24 protein-coding genes and 2 pseudogenes are annotated in these 22,009 nt (G+C 67.4%); 15 read left to right on the forward strand and 11 right to left on the reverse strand.

Annotation, left to right across the window (positions count from 1 at the left end; all coding sequences use genetic code 11):
* Nucleotides 1-23: 23 nt before the first annotated feature.
* A pseudogene (locus ACT9TC_RS04800) lies at nt 24-164 on the forward strand (FmdB family zinc ribbon protein); the annotation flags it as partial.
* A 14-nt stretch (nt 165-178) separates the two neighbouring features.
* On the opposite strand, the gene ACT9TC_RS04805 reads toward ACT9TC_RS04800, so the two are convergent.
* On the reverse strand, nt 179-442 hold the full coding sequence (locus ACT9TC_RS04805; protein WP_458042987.1) for a hypothetical protein: 264 nt from the start codon (nt 440-442) through the stop codon (nt 179-181).
* A gap of 17 nt (nt 443-459) precedes the next feature.
* Here ACT9TC_RS04805 and mscL point away from each other — a divergent pair, with 17 nt between their 5' ends.
* Nucleotides 460-888: a large conductance mechanosensitive channel protein MscL gene (mscL, locus tag ACT9TC_RS04810; protein ID WP_458042276.1), complete on the forward strand. Its 429-nt coding sequence runs from the start codon at nt 460-462 to the stop codon at nt 886-888.
* A gap of 140 nt (nt 889-1,028) precedes the next feature.
* Here the strand turns inward: mscL and ACT9TC_RS04815 are convergent, their stop codons facing one another.
* Complete coding sequence (locus tag ACT9TC_RS04815; protein ID WP_458042277.1) at nt 1,029-1,253, reverse strand: hypothetical protein; 225 nt, start codon at nt 1,251-1,253, stop codon at nt 1,029-1,031.
* Nucleotides 1,240-5,001 carry a DEAD/DEAH box helicase gene (locus tag ACT9TC_RS04820; RefSeq protein WP_458042278.1) on the reverse strand — a complete coding sequence of 1,254 codons (3,762 nt, stop codon included), beginning with the start codon at nt 4,999-5,001 and terminating at the stop codon, nt 1,240-1,242. Before ACT9TC_RS04820 ends, ACT9TC_RS04815 begins: the two co-directional genes overlap by 14 nt.
* 140 nt (nt 5,002-5,141) lie before the next feature.
* Between ACT9TC_RS04820 and ACT9TC_RS04825 the strand changes: the two genes are divergently transcribed.
* Entirely contained in the window at nt 5,142-5,687 is a 546-nt protein-coding gene (locus ACT9TC_RS04825) for a methylated-DNA--[protein]-cysteine S-methyltransferase (protein WP_458042279.1), read from the forward strand.
* Nucleotides 5,684-6,307 carry a DNA-3-methyladenine glycosylase I gene (locus ACT9TC_RS04830; protein WP_458042280.1) on the forward strand — a complete coding sequence of 208 codons (624 nt, stop codon included), beginning with the start codon at nt 5,684-5,686 and terminating at the stop codon, nt 6,305-6,307. Before ACT9TC_RS04825 ends, ACT9TC_RS04830 begins: the two co-directional genes overlap by 4 nt.
* Before the next feature lie 143 nt (nt 6,308-6,450).
* On the opposite strand, the gene ACT9TC_RS04835 is transcribed toward ACT9TC_RS04830, so the two are convergent.
* Nucleotides 6,451-8,070, reverse strand: a complete 1,620-nt coding sequence (locus tag ACT9TC_RS04835; RefSeq protein ID WP_458042281.1) for a solute symporter family protein — start codon at nt 8,068-8,070, stop codon at nt 6,451-6,453.
* Complete coding sequence (locus tag ACT9TC_RS04840) at nt 8,067-8,411, reverse strand: DUF485 domain-containing protein (protein WP_458042282.1); 345 nt, start codon at nt 8,409-8,411, stop codon at nt 8,067-8,069. The genes ACT9TC_RS04835 and ACT9TC_RS04840 overlap by 4 nt, the downstream gene beginning before the upstream one ends.
* A 176-nt stretch (nt 8,412-8,587) precedes the next feature.
* Here ACT9TC_RS04840 and ACT9TC_RS04845 point away from each other — a divergent pair, with 176 nt between their 5' ends.
* From ACT9TC_RS04845 to ACT9TC_RS04855, 3 genes are all read left to right on the forward strand, one after another.
* Nucleotides 8,588-9,514: a response regulator transcription factor gene (locus ACT9TC_RS04845; RefSeq protein WP_458042283.1), complete on the forward strand. Its 927-nt coding sequence runs from the start codon at nt 8,588-8,590 to the stop codon at nt 9,512-9,514.
* Nucleotides 9,515-9,589: 75 nt separating this feature from the next.
* On the forward strand, nt 9,590-9,946 hold the full coding sequence (locus ACT9TC_RS04850) for a histone-like nucleoid-structuring protein Lsr2 (protein ID WP_458042284.1): 357 nt from the start codon (nt 9,590-9,592) through the stop codon (nt 9,944-9,946).
* 107 nt (nt 9,947-10,053) lie between these two features.
* Nucleotides 10,054-10,338 (forward strand): Fe-S cluster assembly protein HesB, encoded by a 285-nt coding sequence (locus ACT9TC_RS04855; RefSeq protein WP_458042285.1) that lies wholly within the window; start codon nt 10,054-10,056, stop codon nt 10,336-10,338.
* Here ACT9TC_RS04855 and ACT9TC_RS04860 read toward each other — a convergent pair.
* Nucleotides 10,287-10,655: a CDGSH iron-sulfur domain-containing protein gene (locus tag ACT9TC_RS04860; RefSeq protein ID WP_458042286.1), complete on the reverse strand. Its 369-nt coding sequence runs from the start codon at nt 10,653-10,655 to the stop codon at nt 10,287-10,289. The two genes, ACT9TC_RS04855 and ACT9TC_RS04860, sit on opposite strands and share 52 nt — an antisense overlap.
* Complete coding sequence (locus ACT9TC_RS04865; protein WP_458042287.1) at nt 10,648-11,697, reverse strand: iron-containing redox enzyme family protein; 1,050 nt, start codon at nt 11,695-11,697, stop codon at nt 10,648-10,650. The genes ACT9TC_RS04860 and ACT9TC_RS04865 overlap by 8 nt, the downstream gene beginning before the upstream one ends.
* 237 nt (nt 11,698-11,934) lie before the next feature.
* Between ACT9TC_RS04865 and ACT9TC_RS04870 the strand changes: the two genes are divergently transcribed.
* From ACT9TC_RS04870 to ACT9TC_RS04890, 5 genes are all read left to right on the forward strand, one after another.
* Nucleotides 11,935-12,096 (forward strand): hypothetical protein, encoded by a 162-nt coding sequence (locus tag ACT9TC_RS04870; protein WP_458042288.1) that lies wholly within the window; start codon nt 11,935-11,937, stop codon nt 12,094-12,096.
* Between the two features lie 3 nt (nt 12,097-12,099).
* Nucleotides 12,100-12,402, forward strand: coding sequence for a hypothetical protein (locus tag ACT9TC_RS04875; RefSeq protein ID WP_458042289.1), 303 nt, complete (start codon nt 12,100-12,102; stop codon nt 12,400-12,402).
* A 66-nt stretch (nt 12,403-12,468) separates the two neighbouring features.
* A complete protein-coding gene (locus ACT9TC_RS04880; RefSeq protein ID WP_458042290.1) occupies nt 12,469-12,924 on the forward strand; it encodes an SRPBCC family protein in 456 nt (151 codons plus the stop codon).
* A 121-nt stretch (nt 12,925-13,045) separates the two neighbouring features.
* Nucleotides 13,046-13,465, forward strand: a complete 420-nt coding sequence (locus ACT9TC_RS04885) for a DoxX family protein (RefSeq protein WP_458042291.1) — start codon at nt 13,046-13,048, stop codon at nt 13,463-13,465.
* Between the two features lie 20 nt (nt 13,466-13,485).
* Nucleotides 13,486-15,456, forward strand: a complete 1,971-nt coding sequence (locus tag ACT9TC_RS04890) for an ABC1 kinase family protein (RefSeq protein ID WP_458042292.1) — start codon at nt 13,486-13,488, stop codon at nt 15,454-15,456.
* 145 nt (nt 15,457-15,601) lie between these two features.
* Here ACT9TC_RS04890 and ACT9TC_RS04895 read toward each other — a convergent pair.
* Nucleotides 15,602-16,120, reverse strand: a pseudogene (locus tag ACT9TC_RS04895) (helix-turn-helix domain-containing protein); the annotation flags it as partial.
* Nucleotides 16,121-16,218: 98 nt separating this feature from the next.
* Nucleotides 16,219-16,377 (reverse strand): hypothetical protein, encoded by a 159-nt coding sequence (locus ACT9TC_RS04900; RefSeq protein ID WP_458042293.1) that lies wholly within the window; start codon nt 16,375-16,377, stop codon nt 16,219-16,221.
* A gap of 151 nt (nt 16,378-16,528) precedes the next feature.
* Between ACT9TC_RS04900 and ACT9TC_RS04905 the strand changes: the two genes are divergently transcribed.
* Nucleotides 16,529-16,831, forward strand: a complete 303-nt coding sequence (locus ACT9TC_RS04905; RefSeq protein WP_458042294.1) for a putative quinol monooxygenase — start codon at nt 16,529-16,531, stop codon at nt 16,829-16,831.
* A 139-nt stretch (nt 16,832-16,970) separates the two neighbouring features.
* Nucleotides 16,971-17,240 (forward strand): hypothetical protein, encoded by a 270-nt coding sequence (locus tag ACT9TC_RS04910; RefSeq protein WP_458042295.1) that lies wholly within the window; start codon nt 16,971-16,973, stop codon nt 17,238-17,240.
* 27 nt (nt 17,241-17,267) lie between these two features.
* Here ACT9TC_RS04910 and ACT9TC_RS04915 read toward each other — a convergent pair whose 3' ends face one another.
* Complete coding sequence (locus ACT9TC_RS04915) at nt 17,268-18,947, reverse strand: serine hydrolase (RefSeq protein WP_458042296.1); 1,680 nt, start codon at nt 18,945-18,947, stop codon at nt 17,268-17,270.
* A 175-nt stretch (nt 18,948-19,122) separates the two neighbouring features.
* On the opposite strand from ACT9TC_RS04915, the gene ACT9TC_RS04920 reads away from it, so the two are divergent.
* Nucleotides 19,123-20,103: a hypothetical protein gene (locus tag ACT9TC_RS04920; RefSeq protein WP_458042297.1), complete on the forward strand. Its 981-nt coding sequence runs from the start codon at nt 19,123-19,125 to the stop codon at nt 20,101-20,103.
* A gap of 105 nt (nt 20,104-20,208) precedes the next feature.
* On the opposite strand, the gene ACT9TC_RS04925 is transcribed toward ACT9TC_RS04920, so the two are convergent.
* Entirely contained in the window at nt 20,209-21,942 is a 1,734-nt protein-coding gene (locus ACT9TC_RS04925) for an L-aspartate oxidase (protein ID WP_458042298.1), read from the reverse strand.
* Nucleotides 21,943-22,009: the final 67 nt, after the last annotated feature.

Consider the following 22,009-nt stretch of genomic DNA (forward strand, 5'->3'; position numbering starts at 1 on the left):
ACCCCGCCTGAACCAGGAGCACGATGCCTACCTACGCCTACGCCTGCAAGTCCTGCGGCCACCGTTTCGACGCCGTCCAGGCCTTCACCGACCCCACCCTCACGGAGTGCCCCGAGTGCGGCGGCGCGTTGCGCAAGCAGTACGGCTCGATCGGCGTCACGTTCAACGGGAGCGGCTTCTATCGCACGGACTCGCGATCCGGCGACGGCAAGGCATCCGCGGGCAAGTCCTCGGGATCTTCGGATTCGTCCGGCTCTTCCGCGAAGTCGGACTCCGGGTCGTCCGGCTCCTCCGGCTCCTCCGGCTCCGCGACGAAGTCGGATTCGGGATCGGGATCGGGTGGCGGTTCGTCATCGTCATCGTCGGGATCAACGTCAGGATCGACATCGGGGACGAAGTCCTCGCCCGCCTCGACGGGTTCGTGAAGCGGGCTTTGGGGCACGCAGTGAGGAGCAACGCATGATCAAGGGATTCAAGGAGTTCATCCTCCGCGGCAACGTCATCGACCTCGCCGTCGCCGTCGTCATTGGCGGTGCCTTCACGGCGATCGTCAACTCGATCGTGTCGAGCATCATCAACCCGCTCGTCGCGCTCTTCTACGAACCGAGTGAAGATGGCCAGTTCGGGCCCGAGATCACAGGCATCTACGGGCAGTCCGTGGTCTTCCCCCTCGGCGATTTGATCAGCGCGGTCATCAGTTTCCTCGCGGTCGCGATCGTGGTGTATTTCGTCTTCGTCTACCCGATGAACCACCTCAAGGCCCGCGCAGCCGCCCGCGCGGGTCTCAGCAAGGCCGAGGACGAGCCCAAGCTTCCCACCGAGCAAGAGATCCTGGTGCAGATCCGCGACCTGCTCGAGAAGCAGCAGAGCACCCCGCCCCGCGCCTGACCCGCCAATCCATCCATCGCCGCCGTGGCCGACCTCACGCACCATGTCCCACTTTGAGCGCTGTGTGTCCCATTTTCTGCCGGTAAGTCATCGATATACCGAGTGAAATCGGGACATCCTGCACTGGTCGCTGGGCCCGCTCAGTAGTGCGGGGGAACGTCCTGGCGCAGGCGGTCGTCGTTCGGTCCGTCGGTGCGGGGATCCGGCGGAATCGGAGCATCGGATGCCTCGTCCCGCGGCGCCGGCGCCTCCGTCGCCCCCGGCGCGGCCGTGAGCTTCGCACGACGGGCCCCGGGCACCTTCACGACGTGTTGACGCGAGCCCGCGCGCTGGTCCGGCTCGCCGGAGCCGTCAGCCGAGGCCATCGATCGGCTGGGTCGACGCTTCGACGGCGGGCGCGTCGGGCTCGACCCCGAGGATCGATGCGATGCGCGCGGCGACGGCCGGAGCATCCGTGTACAGATCGAAGGAGTGCACGCGCACGTAGTGCCATCCGAGGCGGCGGAGCAGTTGGGGGCGCAACCGCAGCGATTCGCGCAGGGACTCGTCGTGCGTCTCGGGGTCGCTCTCGACGACGACGGCTTTACCCGCGTGCTGCGCGACGAGCGGCAGCAGGCCTCGGTAGTGCACGTCGACCGAGACGCCGAGGCGGCGGAGCTCGGACGCGAGGCGGCGCGTGAGCGGGTCGGCCAGGTCTTCGAGGCGGGCGTCGCGCTGCCGCGCGGCCATTCCGCCGAGGATCGTCATGAGGGTGGCGGCGCCGTATTCCAGGCGTCCGTCGTCGAATGCGGAGGGACGGATGGATGACACGATCACCATCGAGCGTCGCGCCCGGGTCATGCCGACCGTCAGCAGACGCTCACCGTCGGGGGTCGACAGGTCGCCGAAGTCGCTCAGCACACGGCCGTGCTTGGTCAGCCCGTAGCCGAGCGAGAAGATCACGCGGTCGCGACTCTCGGCGACCGACTGCTCGAGCGTGAGCACCGCGAACGGCTCGGCGGTGTCGCGCAGGGCGAACTCCGAGACATCCGACCGGCTCGCAAAAGCGGCGTTGACGGCAGCACGTACGCGCTCCGCATGACGTGCGCTGGCGGTCACGACCATGAGTGACTCGTCCGGCCGGTTGAGGGCGTGCTCGAGCACGAGCGTCACGACGCGCGTCACCTCGGTGTCGGGGCTCTCGACCGCACCGCTGATCGGGTCGGGCGCGCCGAATCCGCCCTCGACGTAGTCGACGGTCAGGCTGCCGCGGCCGAGGTACGAACCGGCCCACGGCCACGACACGATCTCGCCGCCGTAGAACGCGTCGTTGACCAGCTCGGCAAGGTCTTCGCCACCGGCGCGGTAACTGCGGGTCAGCGTGTAGACGGGCAGCAGGTCGGCGAGCTTCTCGAACACCGAGACGTCATCGAATCTGACATCGGCTTCGGGCTGCGGGGCCGAGTCGGCGGCGAGCGTGAACGGCGACGGACGCTGCGTCACGGGGTCGCCGAGCACGACGACCTGTCGGGCGCGGCGGATCGCGGGTGCCGCCTCGGCCAGGCAGATGGCCCCGGCATCCGCGATGATCACGGTGTCGAACATGACCGAGTCGGGGATCTTCGGCACCTCGTAGGGCGAGGCCAGCCAGACCGGTGCCAGCGCGCGGGCGAGGGTCGGAGCGCCGAGAGAAAGCGTTGCGGGCGTCGCGGTTCCGCGGGTCAGGAGCGCCTTGAGGTTCGCGGCCTCGCCGGGTTCATCGACAATGCCGATCTTCCATTCGCGGGCGAGCTGCCACGACAGAATCGATCCGGATGCCGCGGCGTGCGCCTCGTCGACGAGTCGGAAGTCTCGTTCCAGGCGGTCGACGACGCTCGTGTTCGCACCGAGCAGAGACTTGTCGGTGCGCAGCATGTGTTCGAGCGCGGACTGCCACCATGCGTATTCGAGCTCGGCCGCGACGCGGTCGGCGGGAACGTGTCGCACCGACAGTTCGGCGAGCAGGCCGCCCAGCCCCAGGCGCGCGAGCTCGGCACGGAGGGCCGTCCGCTCGATCAGGTTGTCAAGAACGTCGGATTCTGCGGCCAGGCCGGCGAGTGTCCGCACCAGGGTGTTGATCGACAGTGAGGCGAGGCGCTTGTCGCGGTCGCGCCCGAGCGGGGCGTCGAGCTCCGCGAGCTCGGCCGTGACCCGCTGCCAGGCGACGTGCACATCGGCGAGGCCGAGCGGGACCTCGGGGGCGACACCGATATCGACGAACTGCTGCCACTGGGTGCGTTGACGCTGGATGCGCACGAGCGCCTCGTGCATATCGGCGACGTGGACGCCCGGGCGCACGTACTCGCGCGCCAGGCGGCGCAGGCGGCGGCGCTCGCCTGCCTTCATGCCCGCGGAGTCCCGACGCGACCCGAGTGCGCGGATGAGGTCGGCCAGCGGGCGTTCGAAGACGGTGGGGCTGAAGCGATCGAGCGAATCGCGGATGTCGATCAGCAGACGCAGGTACTCGCCGAGTTCATCGATCGAGGCGAATGGACGCATGCGCGTCTGTGCGATCAGCTCGAAGCCGCGCTCGAGCAGCCGCGGAACCTCGGTCGTGTGCAGTCTCTGCGCGAGGGCATGTGCCGATTGCGCGGCATCCGTGCTGGCGAAGTTGACGCCGTACCAGGGCGAATCGCCGGGGCCGAAGCGGAATTCACCGAGAGTGGCGGCGAGTTCGAGCATCCGCGCCGCTTCCGTGCGGTCGTTCGCCAGCTTCGTCAACGTCGCAAATTCGAACCGCGTGTCAACGGGAGCGATGCCGTCGGCGGCCGGCAGCGCGGCCAGAGCATGGAGTGTCCGCAGCGGGCTGACCCCGAGGCCCGCGACGGGCGTCGTCAAGCCCTTGCGGTACGACGTCAGCAGCGCCCGCAAACGCACGAGCGCGTCGTCGACGTCGCCGAGCTGGGGCGCGCTGGCCTTCTCGTTGCGGGCGATCGCGCGCACCAGGTCGCGGGCGGTGTTCGTCGGGGAACACGCGAGACCGGGCAGACCGACCTGGCCGAGGCGATGCCGCACGCCCTCGATCGTCGAGCGCCGAGCGCTGACGACGAGCACGCGTCGGTGCTCGTGCACGAGGGCGCCGATCGCATTGATGACGGTCTGTGTTCCGCCCGTTCCGGGAAGGGTGGCAACCGCGATCGAGCGTCCCGCGGTGATCTGGGCGAGCACGCGCTCCTGCTCGGAGTCGGCGTCGAGCAGCAGAGTGTCCGCCGCGGGCGGACGATCGTCGGGTCCGACGGTCTGCACCTCGCCCGGCTGCGCGGCGAGTGTCTGCCGGTCTGCCGGGTGCCCCGCGAGGGCGTTCAGCACGAGCCCGCCGGCTCGTGACGAGTCGCGGGCCATTCCGCGCGCAACGTCGGCGAACGTGGAAACGATCAGACGCGGATGCACCGTGAAGGTGTCGATGTGAGACGTGACGGACCGGAGCTTGTCGATGACCCGCTGCGGCTTGAACACGCCGCCTTCGTGGGCGAGCGCGGCGAGCGCGGGACCGTCGAGGGCGATACCGAAGTGCTCGCGTGCGACCGAGTCGAGTTCGGGGTTGATGTGGAATCCGCCGTGCAGCTTCAGCTCGAAATCGGCGCCGTGGCGACGGATCGCGAGGGGGCGGAGCAGAACGGGGGCACTGTACGAAACGCCACCGATCCGCCAACCGGCGAGTCCGACGGCGAGGTGGACGGCCTCGATCGAGCGGACGGTCCGCAGCTCGACGTTCTTCGCCGTGATCGCCTCGGCCGCGAGCCGAGCGGTGCGCAGGGCGACCTCGTCGCGGAAGAGCCCGGACAGCAACGTCGACTGCCCGGTGATGAACTGCGGCAGACTGCCGGGGTGCGCGTTCGTGATGTCGATTCCGGCGTCCGCGACGTCGACGAATTGCAGAAGCGGAGAGCGACCGCCCAGCTCGGATGCCTCGGCGCGCAGCCGTGATCGAAGCACATCCGCGACGTGCGCGACCTGAACGCCGGGCTCGGCGACGCTCAAGTCATCGGGCGCGACGTTGCGATCAGCGCGCGCGCCGGTGGGATCAGCGGGCGCGCCGAACGACGGGGACTCGTCTTCGCCCAGGTCCACGGCGTTGCCGTCTGCTCGCCACACACGGTCACCCTACGTGCGGACGGCGCGTCGATCGGTCAAGCGCGGCGGGTTTCGCGGGATTGCCGGGTTGGACAGGCCATCTCTCCTCCCCCGCGGGCTGCGTGAGGCATCCGTCCCCGGAACGCCCCGCGAGTCCTCGGATGTCGCGCGCCGGCGGCAAGATGGGCGTCATGCCGCTTCGCTACACCACTACACCCACGCCGATCGGGATCGCGCTCGTCGTCGAGTCCGATGACGGACTGGCCGCGCTCCGTTTCGCGGAGGGCTCGCCCGAGCGCATGTTGGATCAGATCATGGCGGCGCGGCGGGAGCCCGCCGTGCGCGACGACGATGCCCTCGACCCGGCGGTGATGCAACTCGAGCAGTACTTTGCCGGCGAGCGCAGAGCGTTCGACATCCGGCTAGATCTCGCGGGCCTGACCCCGTTCACCCGCGCCGCGCTCGAGGCCATCCGTGAGATCCCGTATGGCGAGACGGCGGGGTACGGCGAGGTCGCCATAACCGCGGGCATCCCCCGCGCAGCACGTGCGGTCGGGACCGCATGCGCCAATACGCCGATCTCGGTCGTCATCCCAGTGCACCGTGTCGTCCGATCGGACGGATCGCTCGGCGAGTATGGCGGGCACCCCGAGGTGAAACGTGCGCTGCTCGCCCTCGAGTCGGGCATCGAGGGGGTTCTGCCGTGACCGACGCGCCCGCGGCGCCCTCGTCCGATCTCGTCGTCGGCGACGATGGGCTGGCTCGCCCTCGGTGGGCGGCGACCGATCCGCTGCTGCGGAGCTACTACGACGACGAGTGGGGCATGCCCGTCCGCGACGAACGCGGGCTGTTCGAGCGTCTGAGCCTCGAGGCGTTCCAGTCGGGCCTGTCGTGGGCGGTCATCCTGCGCAAGCGGCCGGGGTTTCGCGCGGCCTTCGCTGACTTCGATCCCGACACCGTCGCGGCTTACACGCCAGAGGATGTCGAGCGCCTGCTGGAGGACGCGACGATCGTCCGCAATCGCGCCAAGATCCTCGCCACGATCGCCAACGCCCAGGCGACCGTCGCGCTCCGCGGCGACGGCGGGCTCGCCGACCTCGTGTGGTCGTTCCAGCCCGATGCGACCCCGATGCCCCAGACCTTTGCCGAGATCCCCTCGACATCCGACGAATCGCGCGCGCTCGCGAAGGCGCTGAAGGCACGGGGGTACCGTTTCGTCGGTCCGACCACGGCGTTCGCTCTGATGGAGGCCGTCGGCATCGTCGACACGCACCTCATCGGCAGCCACCGTCGCGGTTCGAGCGGCGTGTGGCCCGCGTCGGCATAGCCAACGCGACTTGGGCCCGCGTCGGCATAGCCAACGCGACCTGGGGCGCTGAAATCCCCTTGGGGCGTGGGATTCCACGCCCCAAGGGGATTCTGTCGCCCCACGCCGAGTGGTCGGGCCAAGCAACTCGGCGAAACGCGCCGCTAGTGGTTCGTCGCCTTCTCGGCGCCGTAGCCGGTGAGCGATCGAACATCCATCTCGGCCGCGAGACGTCGATCCTCGGCCTTGCGCGACGTGACCGAACCGAGCCACCCGAGGAAGAACCCGAGCGGGATCGACACGATGCCGGGATTGTTGAGCGGCCACAGGGCCGTCCCAACCTTGAACACGCTCGTCTCGGTACCCCAGAAGACGGGCGACGCGACGATGAGGATGATGGCGGCACCGAGGCCGCCGTACATGCTCCACACCGCTCCGCGCGTCGTGAATCCGCGCCAGAACAGCGAGAACAGGATCGTCGGCAGGTTCGCCGAGGCCGCCACCGCGAAGGCGAGCGCGACCAGGAAGGCCACGTTCTGGCCCTGCACCCCGATGCCGCCGATGATTGCCAGCACACCGATCACGACGACCGTGCGACGGGCGACCTTGACCTCGCCATCGGGCGGCACGTCGCCCTTCTTCACGACGTTGGCGTAGATGTCGTGAGCGAACGATGCCGCCGCCGTGATCGTCAGACCCGCGACCACCGCCAGGATCGTCGCGAACGCGACCGCCGAGATGAACCCGAGCAGGATCGGTCCACCGAGCGCCAGTGCGAGCAGAGGAGCCGCGGAGTTGACCCCACCCGGGGCCTCGCGGATCACGTCCGGGCCGACCAGCGCCGCAGCGCCGTAGCCGAGAACGAGCGTCAGCAGATAGAAGAGTCCGATCAGCCAGATCGCCCACACCACCGAACGCCGCGCCTCTTTCGCCGTCGGCACCGTGTAGAAGCGCATCAGCACGTGCGGCAGACCCGCCGTGCCGAGCACCAGCGCGAGCGCCAGGCTGATGAAGTCCCACGGGTTCGCGCCGTACTGCAGGCCCGGTGCGAGGATCGCGTCCGGCGGCGTCGTGGTCGAGGCGTCCACCGCGGCACCGAGCAGGGTGTTGATGTTGAACCCGTTGATCGCGAGCACCCAGATCGTCATCACGATGGCACCGCCGATCAGCAGGAACGCCTTGACGATCTGGACCCAGGTGGTGCCCTTCATGCCACCGATGAGGACGTAGACGATCATGAGCACACCGACGACGGCGACCACGATCGACTGCCCGATCTGGTCGCTGATGCCGAGCAACAGCGACACGAGTCCGCCGGCACCGGCCATCTGCGCCAACAGGTAGAAGAAGCAGACCGCGAGGGTGGTGATGGCCGCCGCCATCCGAACCGGGCGCTGCGCGAGGCGGAACGACAGCACGTCCGCCATCGTGAACTTACCCGTATTGCGCATCAGCTCTGCGACCAGCAGCAGGGCCACCAGCCACGCCACGAGGAAACCGATCGAGTAGAGGAATCCGTCGTAGCCGTTGAGTGCGATGGCGCCACAGATGCCCAGGAAGGATGCGGCCGACAGGTAGTCGCCCGCGATCGCAAACCCGTTCTGGGGGCCCGTGAACGAGCGTCCGGCGGCATAGTAGTCCGCCGCCGTCTTGTTGTTGCGGCTGGCCCGGATGACGATGAACAGCGTGATCGCGACAAAGGCGCCGAAGATCGAGATGTTCAGGACGGGGTTGTTCTCGACCGTCGTGGAAGCGGCCTCGAGCGCCGCGAAGATGTCGTTCACGAGGTGGGCTCCTGCTTCTCGAGGGCATCACGGATGGCCTCGGCCTTTGGGTCGAGCTTGCGGTTCGCGAACGCGACGTACGCCATCGTGATCGCGAACGTCGTGACGAACTGGCCCAGGCCGAAGATCAGCCCGACCGTGACGTCGCCCCAGACGCGTGTGCCCATGAAGTCGGTCGCGAACGACGACAGCAGAACGTAGACGAAGTACCAGACAAGGAACGCGACCGCGAGGGGGAACACGAAGCCGCGTTGCGTTCGCTTGAGCTCTTGGAACGGTGCCGACTCTTCGACGGCGATGTAGTCGATACCGCTGGGCGGGGCAGATCTCGGATCACTCATGTGGCCTCCTTGCCATCCGTGCTGGACGAGCTCGAAGCTTCGCTGGTGATCGAAAAACCGTCCCGGAAAGCACAACCGATAGGCCCGATCCCGACCACTTTTGGTGGCTTCGGCTGGTGATAGGGTCGACGCTACGAAGGCGGCGACGATGCCGTCACCCCCGAAAGTAGGTAGTGATGCTTACCCAGGAAAGGTCTGCGGCCGACGCCGATGCACTGGCGGGTGCCGTGCGGGATCTGGCGCGTCAGACTCATTTCCCGGTGGCCTTCGGCGGAATCGTCAACGACGGCCGCGCCCGGATCGGAGCGATCGTCGGCAGCCGTACGCGCAGCCTCGACGGGCTCAATGTGCAGATCATGCGCGGGCTGGGTGGCCGCGCGATGGCCGAGTTGCGGCCGCGCGCAACGCCCGACTACGGCGCTGCACAGCACATCACCCATGACTACGATCGACACATCCTGGGCGAGGGCATCTCGAGCCTCTTGGCGGTGCCCGTGATCGTGGGTGGCCGGGTCCGCGCACTTCTGTACGGCGGCGCGTGGGCGTCGGCCAACGTGGGCGACGTGCTCATGAAACCGGCCTTCCAGGTAGCGGATGCGTTGGCCACGGAGTTGCGCGTGCGCGACGAAGTCGAGCGACGCCTGTCCGCCCTGGACGGAGCTACGGCGCCTGGCGCCACGGCAACCAGATCCACGATGTCGGGGCCGACGGGGGCACCCACGGCCGGCGCGGCGCCGCATCCGTCACTTCCCGCGGCTCACCGCGAGGAGTTGCGCGAGAGCTATGCCGAACTCCGCACAATCGCTTCATCCATCGCGGACCCGCTCGTACGCGCACGCCTCGCGCAGGTCGAACAGCGGTTGACCGTACTCTCGGGCGATGACAAGGGGTCGTACGCCACCCCGACCGTCTCGCTCTCGCCGCGGGAAACGGACGTGCTCGCGTGCGCGGCGATCGGCGCCACGAACGCGCAGATAGCAGCCCAACTCTCTTTGCGGGAGGGGACTGTCAAGGCGTATCTGTCGAGCGCGATGTCGAAGCTGGATGCTTCGACACGTCATGCGGCCGTGACGAAGGCGCGACGGAGCGGCTTGCTTCCCTGACGCGGGTGTGCTCTGACCGCGTGGACGACCCACACGATCCCGTTCGATGTGGTTCGCACCCGCTAAAGTGGCCTGATGGCCCGCAGAATCGTGCATCAACTCGTCGACGATATCGACGGGACCGTCCTCGACGCTGGAGAGGGTGAGACCGTCCTGTTCTCGCTCGACGGCATCGCATACGAGATCGACCTCACCGAAGCCAACGCCTCGGCGCTGCGCGACGCGCTGCAGCCGTACGTCGCAGCCGCGCGTTCCATCTCTTCTCGGTCGTCCGGCTCTCAGACCGCCGGGACGCGTGCTCGACGACGATCGGGCCAGCAGGACTTCGGGGCCATCCGCCAATGGGCTCGCGACAACGGCCACCAGGTCTCCGACCGGGGCCGCGTGCCCGCGAACGTCACCGAAGCCTTCGAAGCCGCGCAGGGGTCCTGAACGCAGACGGTCGCAACATGGGAATCTCCTCCGCATAGGCGTGTGAGGTTGCAAGCCACACCGATTCTCGGAATCGTGGCCACCTCGACGAACGGAAGGAGAGCAGCATGCTGACACTCACCGAGAACGCGAGCATGGCGGTCAAGTCCATTGTGGAGCAGGTGCCCGACGCCCCCGAGGGGGGTCTGCGCATCCGGGACACGGGTTCGGCCGAGACAGGATTTGAGCTGGGCATATCGCCGCAGCCCGAGACGACCGACGCGGTCGTCGAGGTTGAGGGCGCGCGCGTCTTCCTCGACGCCGGCGCCGCACTGGCACTCGACGACAAAGTCCTCGACGCTCAGATGGAGCAGGACGGCTCCGTCCGTTTTGCTCTCGCCGTACAGAGCTGACACATCGCAGCACCGTAAAGGCCCCCGTTCTCTTCCGAGAGGCGGGGGCCTTTACGGCGTTGCAGCACCTCAGTCGCGGTCGGCCGGTTCCGTCCGGAACCGCTGAGTTTGTGCGTGCCATCGCACCAGGGCTTGATGAGCGAGGCGCCGCACCGGCAGAGGGCGACGGTGCGCCGCTGAGGCTCGATGACGAGGCCGTCGGCGTCGATGATCTCGACCCGACCTCGAACGATCAGCGGGCCGTCCGGATAGGCCTCGATCGAGGGCGTCCGCCCCGCCGAGTCGTTGCTGCCTGTCATCCGTCCGTCCTCACACATCGCGAAGCGAGCTGCGGCCGCTCTCGAAGGCCGCGAGCATGTCGTCCCCCACCCAGCCGTCCACGGTGAGGCAGGCGGCGGCACCGAACATGATGTCCTCGAGAAGGTCCGGTTGCTCCTCGGCGAGTCCACCCGCGAGGTCCCGGCCCGCGATCTGTTCGTGCACAGCGTCGGCCTCGACATGCTCGTCGAAATAGTGGGTGGCTTCGGGACCGAAGCCGAGGCGGCGGAAGCCGTCGCCGTACATGCGGTTCGGCAACGACGAGGTCATCTCGAACGCCGCGAGATGACCGACGATCGCACCGACCAAGCGCCGGTTCAGACCGAACATCGACATCATGTTGAGCGAGGCCAGGGTAACCGCGGGCACGGCGTCCAGATACGCCCCGTAAGTATCGTCGAGCCCCGCGGCTCGTACTGTTCGCGCGAAGATCCGCGAGTGCATCCGCGACAAATCTCCGGTGCCGTACTCGTCTGACTGGATCTCGACGAGGGCTGCCTTGGCCGCGCCCGTCAGGCGAGGTATCGCCCAGGAGTGCGGGTCGGCCTCGCGAAGCGTGTAGATGCTGCGCTGAATCAGGAACTCGCGCAGTTGCTCGTCCGTGGCCATCTTCGCGACGAATCGCGACAGACTCGGACCCGGTTTCGGGGCCGTCAGCGCGAACAGCGCACGAGCGACAGCATCCCGCGTGGGTGCCGGCCGATCGGGCATGTCGACACGCTCGCGCAGCGTCTCTTCGAAGGCGCGCTCCAGCATGCCGCGCGCGGCAATGAGCATCGGGTGCCACTCCCAACCTGCGTCGATGACTTCGAGCGACCCGTAGTGGCCCGCATAGAGCAGGAACAGCGCGAGCTGGATGTCGTCATCTCGCACGATATCCGTGCTGACCTCGAGCGCTCGAGCAGCCGTGCCCGCCACATCGCCCGCCTCGGAAAGCGCCGGGTCCGTCCGCAGGACCTTGAGAAGCTGTGCGCTCAGGGGCCCACGTGGCGCGAAGGACACGGTTTCGACGGAGAGATCGGGGGCGACGGTTGTGTTCACGTCACCATCGTCCCCCGGCCCGCGATTGCCGTCGGGGGGCTTGACAACCGCCCTCAGAGGGTGCCCGGCAGAGCTTTCACCGACAGCGAGGCCCGACGGGTCGGATGCGGGAAGGCCTGAGCCTGGGGTGCGTGAACGGCGTGCGGTTGTCAAGCCCCGGACATCCGTTCCGAGCCGCGCCTAGGGTTGCACCACTCCGTCCTCACGGGCGGTGCGATCGACACGAGGAGGAACGCGATGAGCGGAAACACCGGCGATACGCACAACACCCACGGTGCCGCGGAACAGGACGAGACGGGCGCCCGCGACCAGGCCGACACGGCATCGGGGGGCTCGCCCGAACAGCCCGACACGACAGACGATCAGGGTCGTCCGGTGGACAACCCGTCGGGAGGGTGAGCCATGAACGCAGACGACAAGACCCGCTTCGCGGCGGGCGAGAACGACGAAGGCCCACCCCCGCCGCGGTCGACCGATCTTTCGGATTCCGGCCTCTCGGAAGATGAGGCGGTCGAGAAGGATCGGTCCTACAGCCCGGCGAGTGAAAACGAGACCGAGCACAAGCAGGACGACCCGCTGCCCGAAACCATCGATGACGACATCGACGAGGACGACATTCGCGTCGTCCCGGGCACCGGCGGACCGGATGACGTCGGAGATGTCGACGTCGACCCGGCCGATCTGAACATGCCGGGTCGCGCGTAGACACCGCGTCCGTCCGCGGACTTCGCACCACGCACGACTACTGACAACTCTGAAGGAGTACGACCCATGAGCCAGATCATCGAGACCATCGACGTCGACGTTCCCGTCCGTGCCGCCTACAACCAGTGGACGCAGTTCGAGTCGTTCCCGCACTTCCTCGACGAGGTCGAGTCGATCACGCAGAAGGACGAGACCCACACGCGCTGGAAGGTCAAGATCGGCGGCGTCGAGCGCGAGTTCGATGCAGAGATCACCGAGCAGCACCCGGACGAGCGCGTTGCCTGGAAGAGCACCGGCGGCGACACCCACCACGCGGGCGTCGTGACGTTCCACAAGCTGAGCGACAACGAGACGCGCGTCACCGTGCAGATCGATTGGGAGCCCGAGGGCCTGCTCGAGAAGGCCGGCTCGTTGATCGGTGTCGGCAAGCACGCCGTCAAGAAGGACCTCGAGAACTTCAAGAAGTTCATCGAGTCCCAGGGTTCTGAGACGGGCGCGTGGCGGGGCGACGTCGAGGCTTGATCCTCACGGGAGCTTCGGCTTCCCTGTGCTGAACCGTCGCGAATGGCGGGTGCGGATGTCTCGCACCCGCCATTCGCGTCGAGCGAGCCGGTACATGGGCGCCTTCGACTACGCTCACGGCATGAGCTTGACCCGCACGATCGCGCGGTGGCTGCTCGGCGCGGCGCTCGTCTTCGCTGGCCTCGGACACCTCACGTTCGCGCGCGAATCCTTCGTGGCACAGGTACCGCAATGGCTTCCGCTGCCGGTCGACTTCGTGGTCGTCGCATCCGGGATCGTCGAGATCTTGCTGGGGCTGTCGCTGATCTTGCTGGCGCGCCATCGGGTGCTGATCGGATGGATCGTCGCGGCGTTCTTCGTCGCGGTATTCCCGGGCAACGTCGAGCAGTTCATCAGCGGCACGGATGCCTTCGGTCTGAACAGCAACCTCGCTCGCGGCATCCGCCTGCTCTTCCAGCCCCTCCTTGTGATGTGGGCGCTCTGGTCGACCGGAGCGTGGCGAGCTTGGCGGGCGCGCCGTGTCCGCGCGGCGCCGGGCTGACCCGCTGACAGAATCGCCTCATGCCGAGCTGGCTCCTCTTCACCATCGTCATCGTGGTCTTCTCGCTTGTCGCGACCTGGATCGTCCGTCGTCTGCTCGACATTGAGGTCGGGTGGCTGCGGACGTTCGTCACCGCGCTCGTCGTGTTCCTCCTGGCATCGCCGGTCGCGATCTGGACGCTGAACGAGACAGGCGTCTACGCGGACGGACGATTCGTCTCGACGTGGGCTGTGTCCCTCGCTTTTGTCGCGCTCACCGTCGGATGGATGTTCGCCGCGGTCGTGATCGTGGTCCTGACGCTCGAATTCCTCTGGCCCTCGCACCGCATGCGTAATCCGATCAGCGTGGTGCGGGATGCCATCCGCCGTCGTGACCGGGCGCGGCGCTACCTGCAGATCGTGGCGATCGGGTCCCGCAACGGCCTGACGTTCTACGAGAGCCGTCGCCGAGGGGACGGCGAACTGCCCACCGCACTGGTCTCGGCGATGAACGAGGCCGGTGTGACGTTCGTCAAGCTCGGCCAGGTGCTCTCCTCGCGTGAGGACGTCCTTCCGCCCGCCCTGGTCGTCGCCCTCTCGACCCTCCAGATGGACTCGTCGCCGATTCCCTGGGCCGAGGCCCAGGCGGCGATCATCGATCAACTGGGGGTGCCGATCGAGCAGGTGTTCGCCGAGATCGATTCGACACCGCTCGCCGCGGCATCCGTCGCCCAGGTCCATGCTGCGCGTCTGATCAGCGGCGAGGACGTCGTCGTGAAGATCCAGCGCCCACGAGCACGAGCACAGGTCACGACCGACCTCGACATCCTGGACCGGTTGGCGTCGGACGCGGAGGCCCGCACCAATTGGGCGAAGGATTACGGGCTGCACGCGCTTGTCACCGAGTTCGCCCGGGGCCTGCGGGAAGAACTCGATTACCGCACCGAGGTCGCGAACAGCGAAATGCTGCGAGCAGCGATCGCGGGCAACCCCGACTCGCGACTGCGCATTCCCCGGATGTTCCGCGACTACTGCAGCGACCGGATGATCGTGCAAGAGCGTGTGGGCGGCACCCCGTTCAGTCGTCTCCAGCCCGGCGCGCTCGCCCACGACCGGGCCGTCGAGATCGCGGATGAGCTCGTCGAATCCGTCGTCGATCAGATCGTCGTGCGCGGAATATTCCACGCTGATCTGCACCCGGGAAACCTCATTCTGGATGACGAGCGGGAATCGGACGGCTCCAGCACCATCACGTTGATCGACTTCGGCTCGGTGGGCATCGTCGAGAGCAGCATGCGGCGCCTCCTCGTGCCGATGCTCATCGGGATGGCGAACGAAGACGACGCGGCGGTCACCGATGTGGCCCTGTTGATGTGCGGGCGACCGGCGGGCGACTTCGACGAGGTGGCCTTGCAGCGCGACATCGGAGTCATCCTCACCCGGTTACACAACGCGCGCGCCGACGAGAACGTCTTCCGGCTGCTGCTGGACGTGCTGCGCCGGAATCGGATGGCACTGCCCCCGTCGCTTCTCCTCGTCTTCCGCACCCTCGCCTCGCTCGAGGGCACCTTGCGCAAGCTCGTCCCGGGCTACGACATGGTCGGGCACGCGCTGCACATCGCACCTCGGTTGGCGCGGTCGCTGGTCTCGCCGACGAAGGCGCTGCTGAGTGCGCAAACGTGGTCGTCGCTGCTGATCGAGCAATCGCGCAGGCTGCCGCGCCGGCTCGAGCACGTAACCCGGTCGCTCGACGACGGGACGATGTCGGTGCGGTTGCGCACCTTCGAGACTCCCGACGAGCGTTCGTGGGTGGACGGGCTGCTCGGCCGCCTCACGATGACCGCGATCGGCATCGCGCTCATCATCTCGGGAATCATCCTGAGCGTCGACGACGGTGGCCCCATGCTGACGGGTGACGTTCCGGCGTTCGCTTTCCTCGGCAGCATCGTGGCGCTCGGCGGCCTGCTGCTGCTCCTGCGGAGCCTGCGCTCAGCCCTCAAGCGTCGGTGGTGACGGCAGCGTCAGCCCGCAGCGGCCCGTAGGGATCAGATGCCCTCGCTTTCGAGCCCGCGCTAGTCGCGTAGCGCCGATGCGCCGTTTAGGCAAGGCCCGCCGCAGAGAATCTGTCGGCGCGTATAAATGCTCGTATGAAGCTGATCAGCGCCTTGAGTCGCGCGTGCTCCTCCGGCGGCAGCGAGGCGATGTGCTCTTGGATGTGCGGGTTGATGCCTTCGTGAATCAGCGGCACACGAGCGGAGTGGCCGATGAGTCGAAAGGCGAGCTGGTCGGCAATGCGAGTGTCCATCGCGGTATTCCCTTCTACGGTCAGGCGAAACCTGAGTTGCGGTTGACTGCGAACGGGGCCGCCATCGCGACGCGCGTGACCCGGACGTACACCGTGCACTGCCCGGAACGCCCGGCCGAATGCCTCGGCCGACCCGTACCCGTAGGGCACCGCGATTCCCATCAGGTCACCGTCCCCCAGCACGTCCGCCGCGGCGACCGACATGCGGCGACGTCGGACGTACTCCGACAGCGGCATGCCAGCCAACGACGAGAATATCCGTCGTAGGTGATACTCCGTCCTGCCGAGGCTGGTGGCCAACGAGGCGACGTCCATCTCGTCATCGAGGTGTTGCTCGATGTAGTCGACGACGCGGTTGAGGACGGCGATCATGGCTTCCCCCTTACGACATCCAGCCTGCTCGTCCCCGCACGTCGGCACCCGATCGTTGAAGACCGATTCGGTCGGGTCGGGACAGGGCCGCGGTCGACTCACTCCGGACGGCGCGAGTGATCGTCCACGTCAGGCCGCGCCCGCAGCACGATACGGGCCGTCGCCGCCGGGTCGAGTCGGTGCATGACCGCTTCGGGAACGACCACGAGCTCGGCACCATCCATCTCTTCGATAAAGCGCCCGGATAGCGGCCCCACGCGAAGCCGCATACAGCGCGAGGACCGCGCCGGACGAGTGTCCGAGGACGATCCTGCCGACCCCTCCATCTTCGCTGTCGCCCAGTCATGACGGACAGGATGGGTCAGGCGCCCCGGGGCCGGCGCCAGCGCCGTCGGTATCATTCGAGCTATGGTCTTCGCGAATGCTGGCTCGCTCGGCGCTGCGCCCGGCATACGGGACGCGCTCGTCGCGCATCTGACGCGAAGAAGCCGCGCCCTGGCGGAGGTCGGATGCCTCGCCTACGAGGTAGGCACGAATGACGACGACCCCGACACCGTCTTCGTGATCGAACTGTGGGAAAACGCGGACGCGCACCGCCGGTCGCTCACGCTGCCGGAGGTTCGGGCGTCGATCAGCGAAGCACGGCCGCTGCTCTCGGGCACGTTCGGGGGCTTCCAGTTCGACGTCGTGGGGTCGCCGCTCCGGGATTGACCACTCCCGCTCCGACGACGTCGGGAGGGAACGCGGCGTCACCGCCCGCAGGCACTGAGTGAGTCCGACCGTCGCGCGGCGGCGGCGTGGGCTGCCCGGTTGTCGAACGGATGCCGGCAACGTCGTTCATAATCGACGCATGTCATATTCCGTAGAACGTCGTTCCAATCCGTCTGCTTGGGCTGCTTTCTGGATCGCGTTGGCCGGTCTGGTGCTCATGCCCATCCCGCTGTTCATCGGGCTGATTCTGGGCGGCGGCCTCTCCATCGTCGCCGCGATTCTCGCCGTGATCGCCCTCCTGAAGGGCCTGGCTCGCAGCGGCAAGGGCATCGCCCCGGTCGTGTTCGCCGGGATCTTCATCGCGCTGACGTGGGGCGGCATCTCGATCGGCGGCGGCACGATCTGGTAGGTCGCCGAGCGAACGGGCCCGCGGACGTCAGCCCACCCGCGCGAAGACGCCGAGGCCGTTCGGCTCCTGATCCGGCCCGGGGAACTTGTTGAAGTAGGTCAGGGTCACCCCCGTGATCTGTCCGCCCTCTCGGACGAAGACCGCCGAGGAGAGCGACCCCGGGAGCGCATTCTCACCGGTCGGCACGAACGACAGGGTGTCGCCGTCCCAGGGGTCGATCTCGAACGTGTAGCCGCCCTCGGGGCCGAGTGCACCGGTGAGTGTGCCGTTCTCTTCGGTCACGACGAAGTCGCCGAAGTAGGGGCTCGTGTACGTGCCGACGTAGTCCGCGGCCGGACCCGCGGCCGCGGCATCCGCAGGGGCCGTCTCGCCGACGAGGTCGCCCGCCGGGTCGGCGAAGTGCGCGAATTGGGCGGGCCACAGCTCCAACCAGGGCCGCGTCTCTTCACCGAACTGCACGAGGTCGACGAACTCCGAGGCGATCGCCTCGGGAACTCCCGACGGCGCACCGTTCGTCAGGACGACGATTCCGACGTTCAGGTCGGGGATCATTGTGGCGTTGGTGGCGGTACCCCATCCGAATGCGCCGGAGTGGCTGATATTCACGCGGCCCGTCACCGTGGCACCGACGTTCGCGCCGAAGCCATAGTGCGACGTGCGCGATGTCAAGTTCTTGGCATCTCCACCGGTGATCGAATGGGCGGAGTAGGTCTTCGCCAGCACGAGCGGATCGATGAACTCTGCGCCGTCGACCTCACCGTTGGCCAACACCATATTCATCCACTTCGCGATGTCGCCCGCGGTGGAGGCGACGCCGCCGGCCGGGGCCTCGGCGTCGGCGTCACGGTCGAAGAGCTGCTCGTACTGAGCATCGCCGGTGCGCGCGTGCATTGCTGCGCGATCATCCGCCGCGAGGTACTCGTCGTGCACGGTGGTCGTGGACGTCATGCCGAGTGGCTCGAACAGCAACTCGTGCGCCGTCTCGGCCCAGGTCTGCCCGCGCGATGCGGCGACCGCCTCGCCGCCCACCGTGAGCCCGAAATTCGAGTACTGGTAGGTGTCGCGAAATGACGCCAGGGGGATCTGGTCCATGTGAGCCATGATGTAGTCGACATCGAAGCCGATGTCTTCGAGGTCATCGCCACCACCTGTCGGAATGCCCGTGCGGTGTGAGAAGAAGTCGGCGATCTTCGCATGCTCCGTCACGTATGGATCGTTGAGCGCGAAGTCGGGGAGGTACTCGATGACCGGATCTTCCCAGGACAGTTCGTCGTCCTCGGTGATGGCTTTGGCTACGACGCTCGATGAGAGCGGCTTCGACAAAGACGCGATCTGGAACACGGTGTCGACATCGACGGGTTCACCTGTCGTCATGTCCCGCACGCCGTATCCCTCTTCGAAGACGACCTCGCCGTTCGAGACGACGGCGACTGCCGCGCCGGGCACACCTGTCTGTTCGAGGGCCTTCTCGATGAAAGCGGGCAGCGCATCGACAGCCGCAGCCACGGCCGTGTCGCGATCCGTGTAGAGATTTATGACGTCCTGGTTAGGGGCCGCGCCGAGGGCAACGGATAGACCGCTCGCTGAGGACTTGTCGTCGTCCGCCGCGAAAGTGCACCCCGCCATTCCCACAACGAGTGCTGCCGCCGTCGAGACGGCGACGACACGGACGATGCCCTTGTTCGTGCTGCTGGTCATACCGCTCATGCCGCTGCTCCCGTTGACTGTTCGATGGCGGACCCATGGCTCCCTATGTCCACCTACGGAGCCATGGGCCCAGAGTCCCCCCACAGTCGCCAGTGTGACTGGACGGAAGCGGACAGCACAACCTCCTCTTGCGGCCATGACCTCAAGAGGACGTCCGGATGCGGCCACATGCGCCATGATGGTGTCCACACGTGGTCTGGAGGTCGACATGGACGATCGGGCGCTTCTCGAACTGATCTACCGCAGCCGTCCGCAGACGGTGGCGGAGCTCGCCACAATCGCGCACGCCGATGAGACTGAGACCGCCGCCACTGTTGCGCGTCTCGCGCGGGGCGGGGCGATCTCGGTGCGCGATGGCGCGATCGCGTACGCGACACCAGCCGTATGGACGGCCGACGTCGTCGAAGGCGAGATTCGTGCGATGCGGCAGAAGGCGGACGAGGCGACGACGCGCATCGAGGCGCTCGTTGCGGATCTTCCGGCACTGCTGCGTCATTGGGCTGTGGGCGAAGCATCCGGTGACGTCGTTCCCGTGTTCGTGCGACACGGGCCGCGGGCGGCAGAAGACCTCTGGTACGACATTGCACGGCAGCAGACCGACACCGCTTGGTCGGTGCTTCCCGATCTCGGACGCTTTCTGCAGACTGATCCCGCGCGCGCCAGCCGGTTCGCAGAGCTGTTCGCCGGCAAGCGATCGGTGCGGGCACTCGTCCCGCGGTCGATGGCCGAGGATGCCCGGCTCGTGGCGATCGCCGAGCGCTACGCGACCGTCGGCGTGGAGTTCCGCCTTCTCGACGACCTGCCCAGTTGGTTCTGGATCGACGGGGATGTGCTCGCCCTGCCCATCGAATGGGGCGAGGGGTGGCCGTCGAGCGTGGTCGGCGTGCGGAGTGCGTCGCTCGCCCAGCTGGGGCGAAGCCTGTTCCGCGAGCTCTGGCGACGCGCCGAGCCGATCGGTGGTGCGAATCAGCCGTGGACGCCACTTCTTGCGCTGATGAAGCAGGGCGTCACGCTCGACGCAGCATCTCGCAGGCTCGGGATCAATCCGCGAACGGGCCGTCGTCGCATTGCGGCGGCGATGGAGCAGTACGACGTGTCGACGTTGTTCGCCTTGGGTGTGGCGTGGGCCGCGGATGGAACGCCCACCGCACGCTGAGCGGCTCGCCCATCGTGTCGGGCCTTTTCCCGACACGAGTGCTTCGACATCGTCGGCGCCCCGCCTAGCCGAGGCTTGACCGCCTCGCCCTGACTTGCACGCCCCCTACTCGAGCAGCTTGCCCGCGAGGGCAACTTCCTTCATCAGGTCGGCGATCTCGGCAGGGATCGGCGGGATCGACTCGCGGGTGATGCCGCGCGACGGAGACCAGACGAGGTTGACCTGCAGTTCGGGGTCCATCTCCGGGTAATCGCTGCGGTTGTGGCATCCGCGGGTCTCACGCCGCTCCAGGGCGGCTTCGAGGGTGGCCCGAGCCGCAAGGACCGCGGACTTGAGGTCGAACGCGTGAGCGAGATCCTGGAAGCCCGCGATGTCGGGGTGTACTCCGATGTCGGCGATGCGCGCTTCGATCGCGGCGAGTTCGGCGAGGCCCGTCAGCAGCCCCTGCTCGTCGCGCACCACCCCCGCGTGCTCCGTCATGGTGTTGCGGATCGCTCGCTGCAGAGCACGCACGTTTTCGGTGCCCGAGGCGGCGAGCAGGTAGGCGATCTCGGCACGGGCGACGTCGACGGCCGCGGCGGAGCGCACCTGCGCGGGCAGGGCAGCGGCATAGTCAGCGGCGGCCTGTCCGACGATGCGCCCGAAGACGAGCAGCTCGATGAGCGAGTTGCCGCCAAGCCGGTTGGCGCCGTGCAGACCCGAGGACGCTTCGCCGATCGCGTAAAGACCGGGCACATCGGTGGAGTGGTCTTCGGGCCGCACCCACACGCCGCCCATCGAGTAGTGCGCGGTGGGCGCGATCTCGATCGGATCGGTGGTGATGTCGAGCATCTGCAGCTCGAGCATCGTCTGGTAGACCCGGGGCAGCCGGGTCATGATGGTCTCGCGCGGCAGGTGCGAGATATCGAGCCACACTCCCCCGTTCGGGGTGCCGCGGCCCTCTTTGATCTCGGTATAGCAGGCGAGTGCGACGCGGTCGCGGGTCGAGAGTTCGAGCCGCTCGGGGTCGTACTTGTGCATGAAGCGCTCGCCCAGACCATTGCGCAGGATGCCGCCCTCTCCGCGTGCCGCCTCAGAGATGAGCGTGCCGGCGGCGTTCTCGGGCTCGATGATGCCGCTCGGGTGGAACTGCACCAGCTCGGGGTCCCGCAGCCTTCCGCCGGCCTCGACGGCCAGACGGAACGAGTCGCCCGTGTTCTCGTCGCGCCGCGACGAGGTGCGGCGCCAGATGCGGTTGTGCCCTCCGGCAGCGAGGATGACAGCATCCGCCCGAATGAGATAGCGGGTGCCGTCCTCGATGTCGAAGCCGTACGCGCCGAAGACCGCGCCGTTTTCGTTCACCAGAATGCGCGTGACGTACACGGTGTCGAGGATGGGAACGTTCAGCTGAGCCGCCCGATTGACCAGCGTGCGCTGGATCTCGAGGCCGGTGTAGTCGCCCGCGAACGCGGTGCGACGGTAGGTATGGGCACCGAAGAAGCGCTGCGAGATGCGGCCGTCGTCTTCGCGGGCGAAGGGCATGCCGTAGCGCTCGAGGTCGTCGATGCCCCGCGCGGCGCCCGAGGTCACGATCTCGACCGTGTGCGGGTTGGCGAGCAGGTAGCTCTCTTTCAGAGTGTCGGCGGCGTGCTGCTGCCAGCTGTCGTCGGGATCCATCGTCGAGAGGGCGGCGTTGATGCCGCCGGCGGCGAGGGAGGTGTGCGCGTCGGACTTGGCGCGCTTGCCGAGGGCGAGCACATCGACGCCGGCTTCGGCGAGTTCGATCGCTGCGCGCAAGCCCGAGCCGCCCGTGCCGATCACGAGGACGGTGGTGGAGATCTGGCGTTCGGAAGTCGTCATCCTGCAAACGTAGGTCGGGCGCATCCATTACTCCAATGCATATATATAGTCATAGCGATAGCAGTAA

It is taken from the genome of Microbacterium sp. HM-570 (assembly GCF_054165885.1).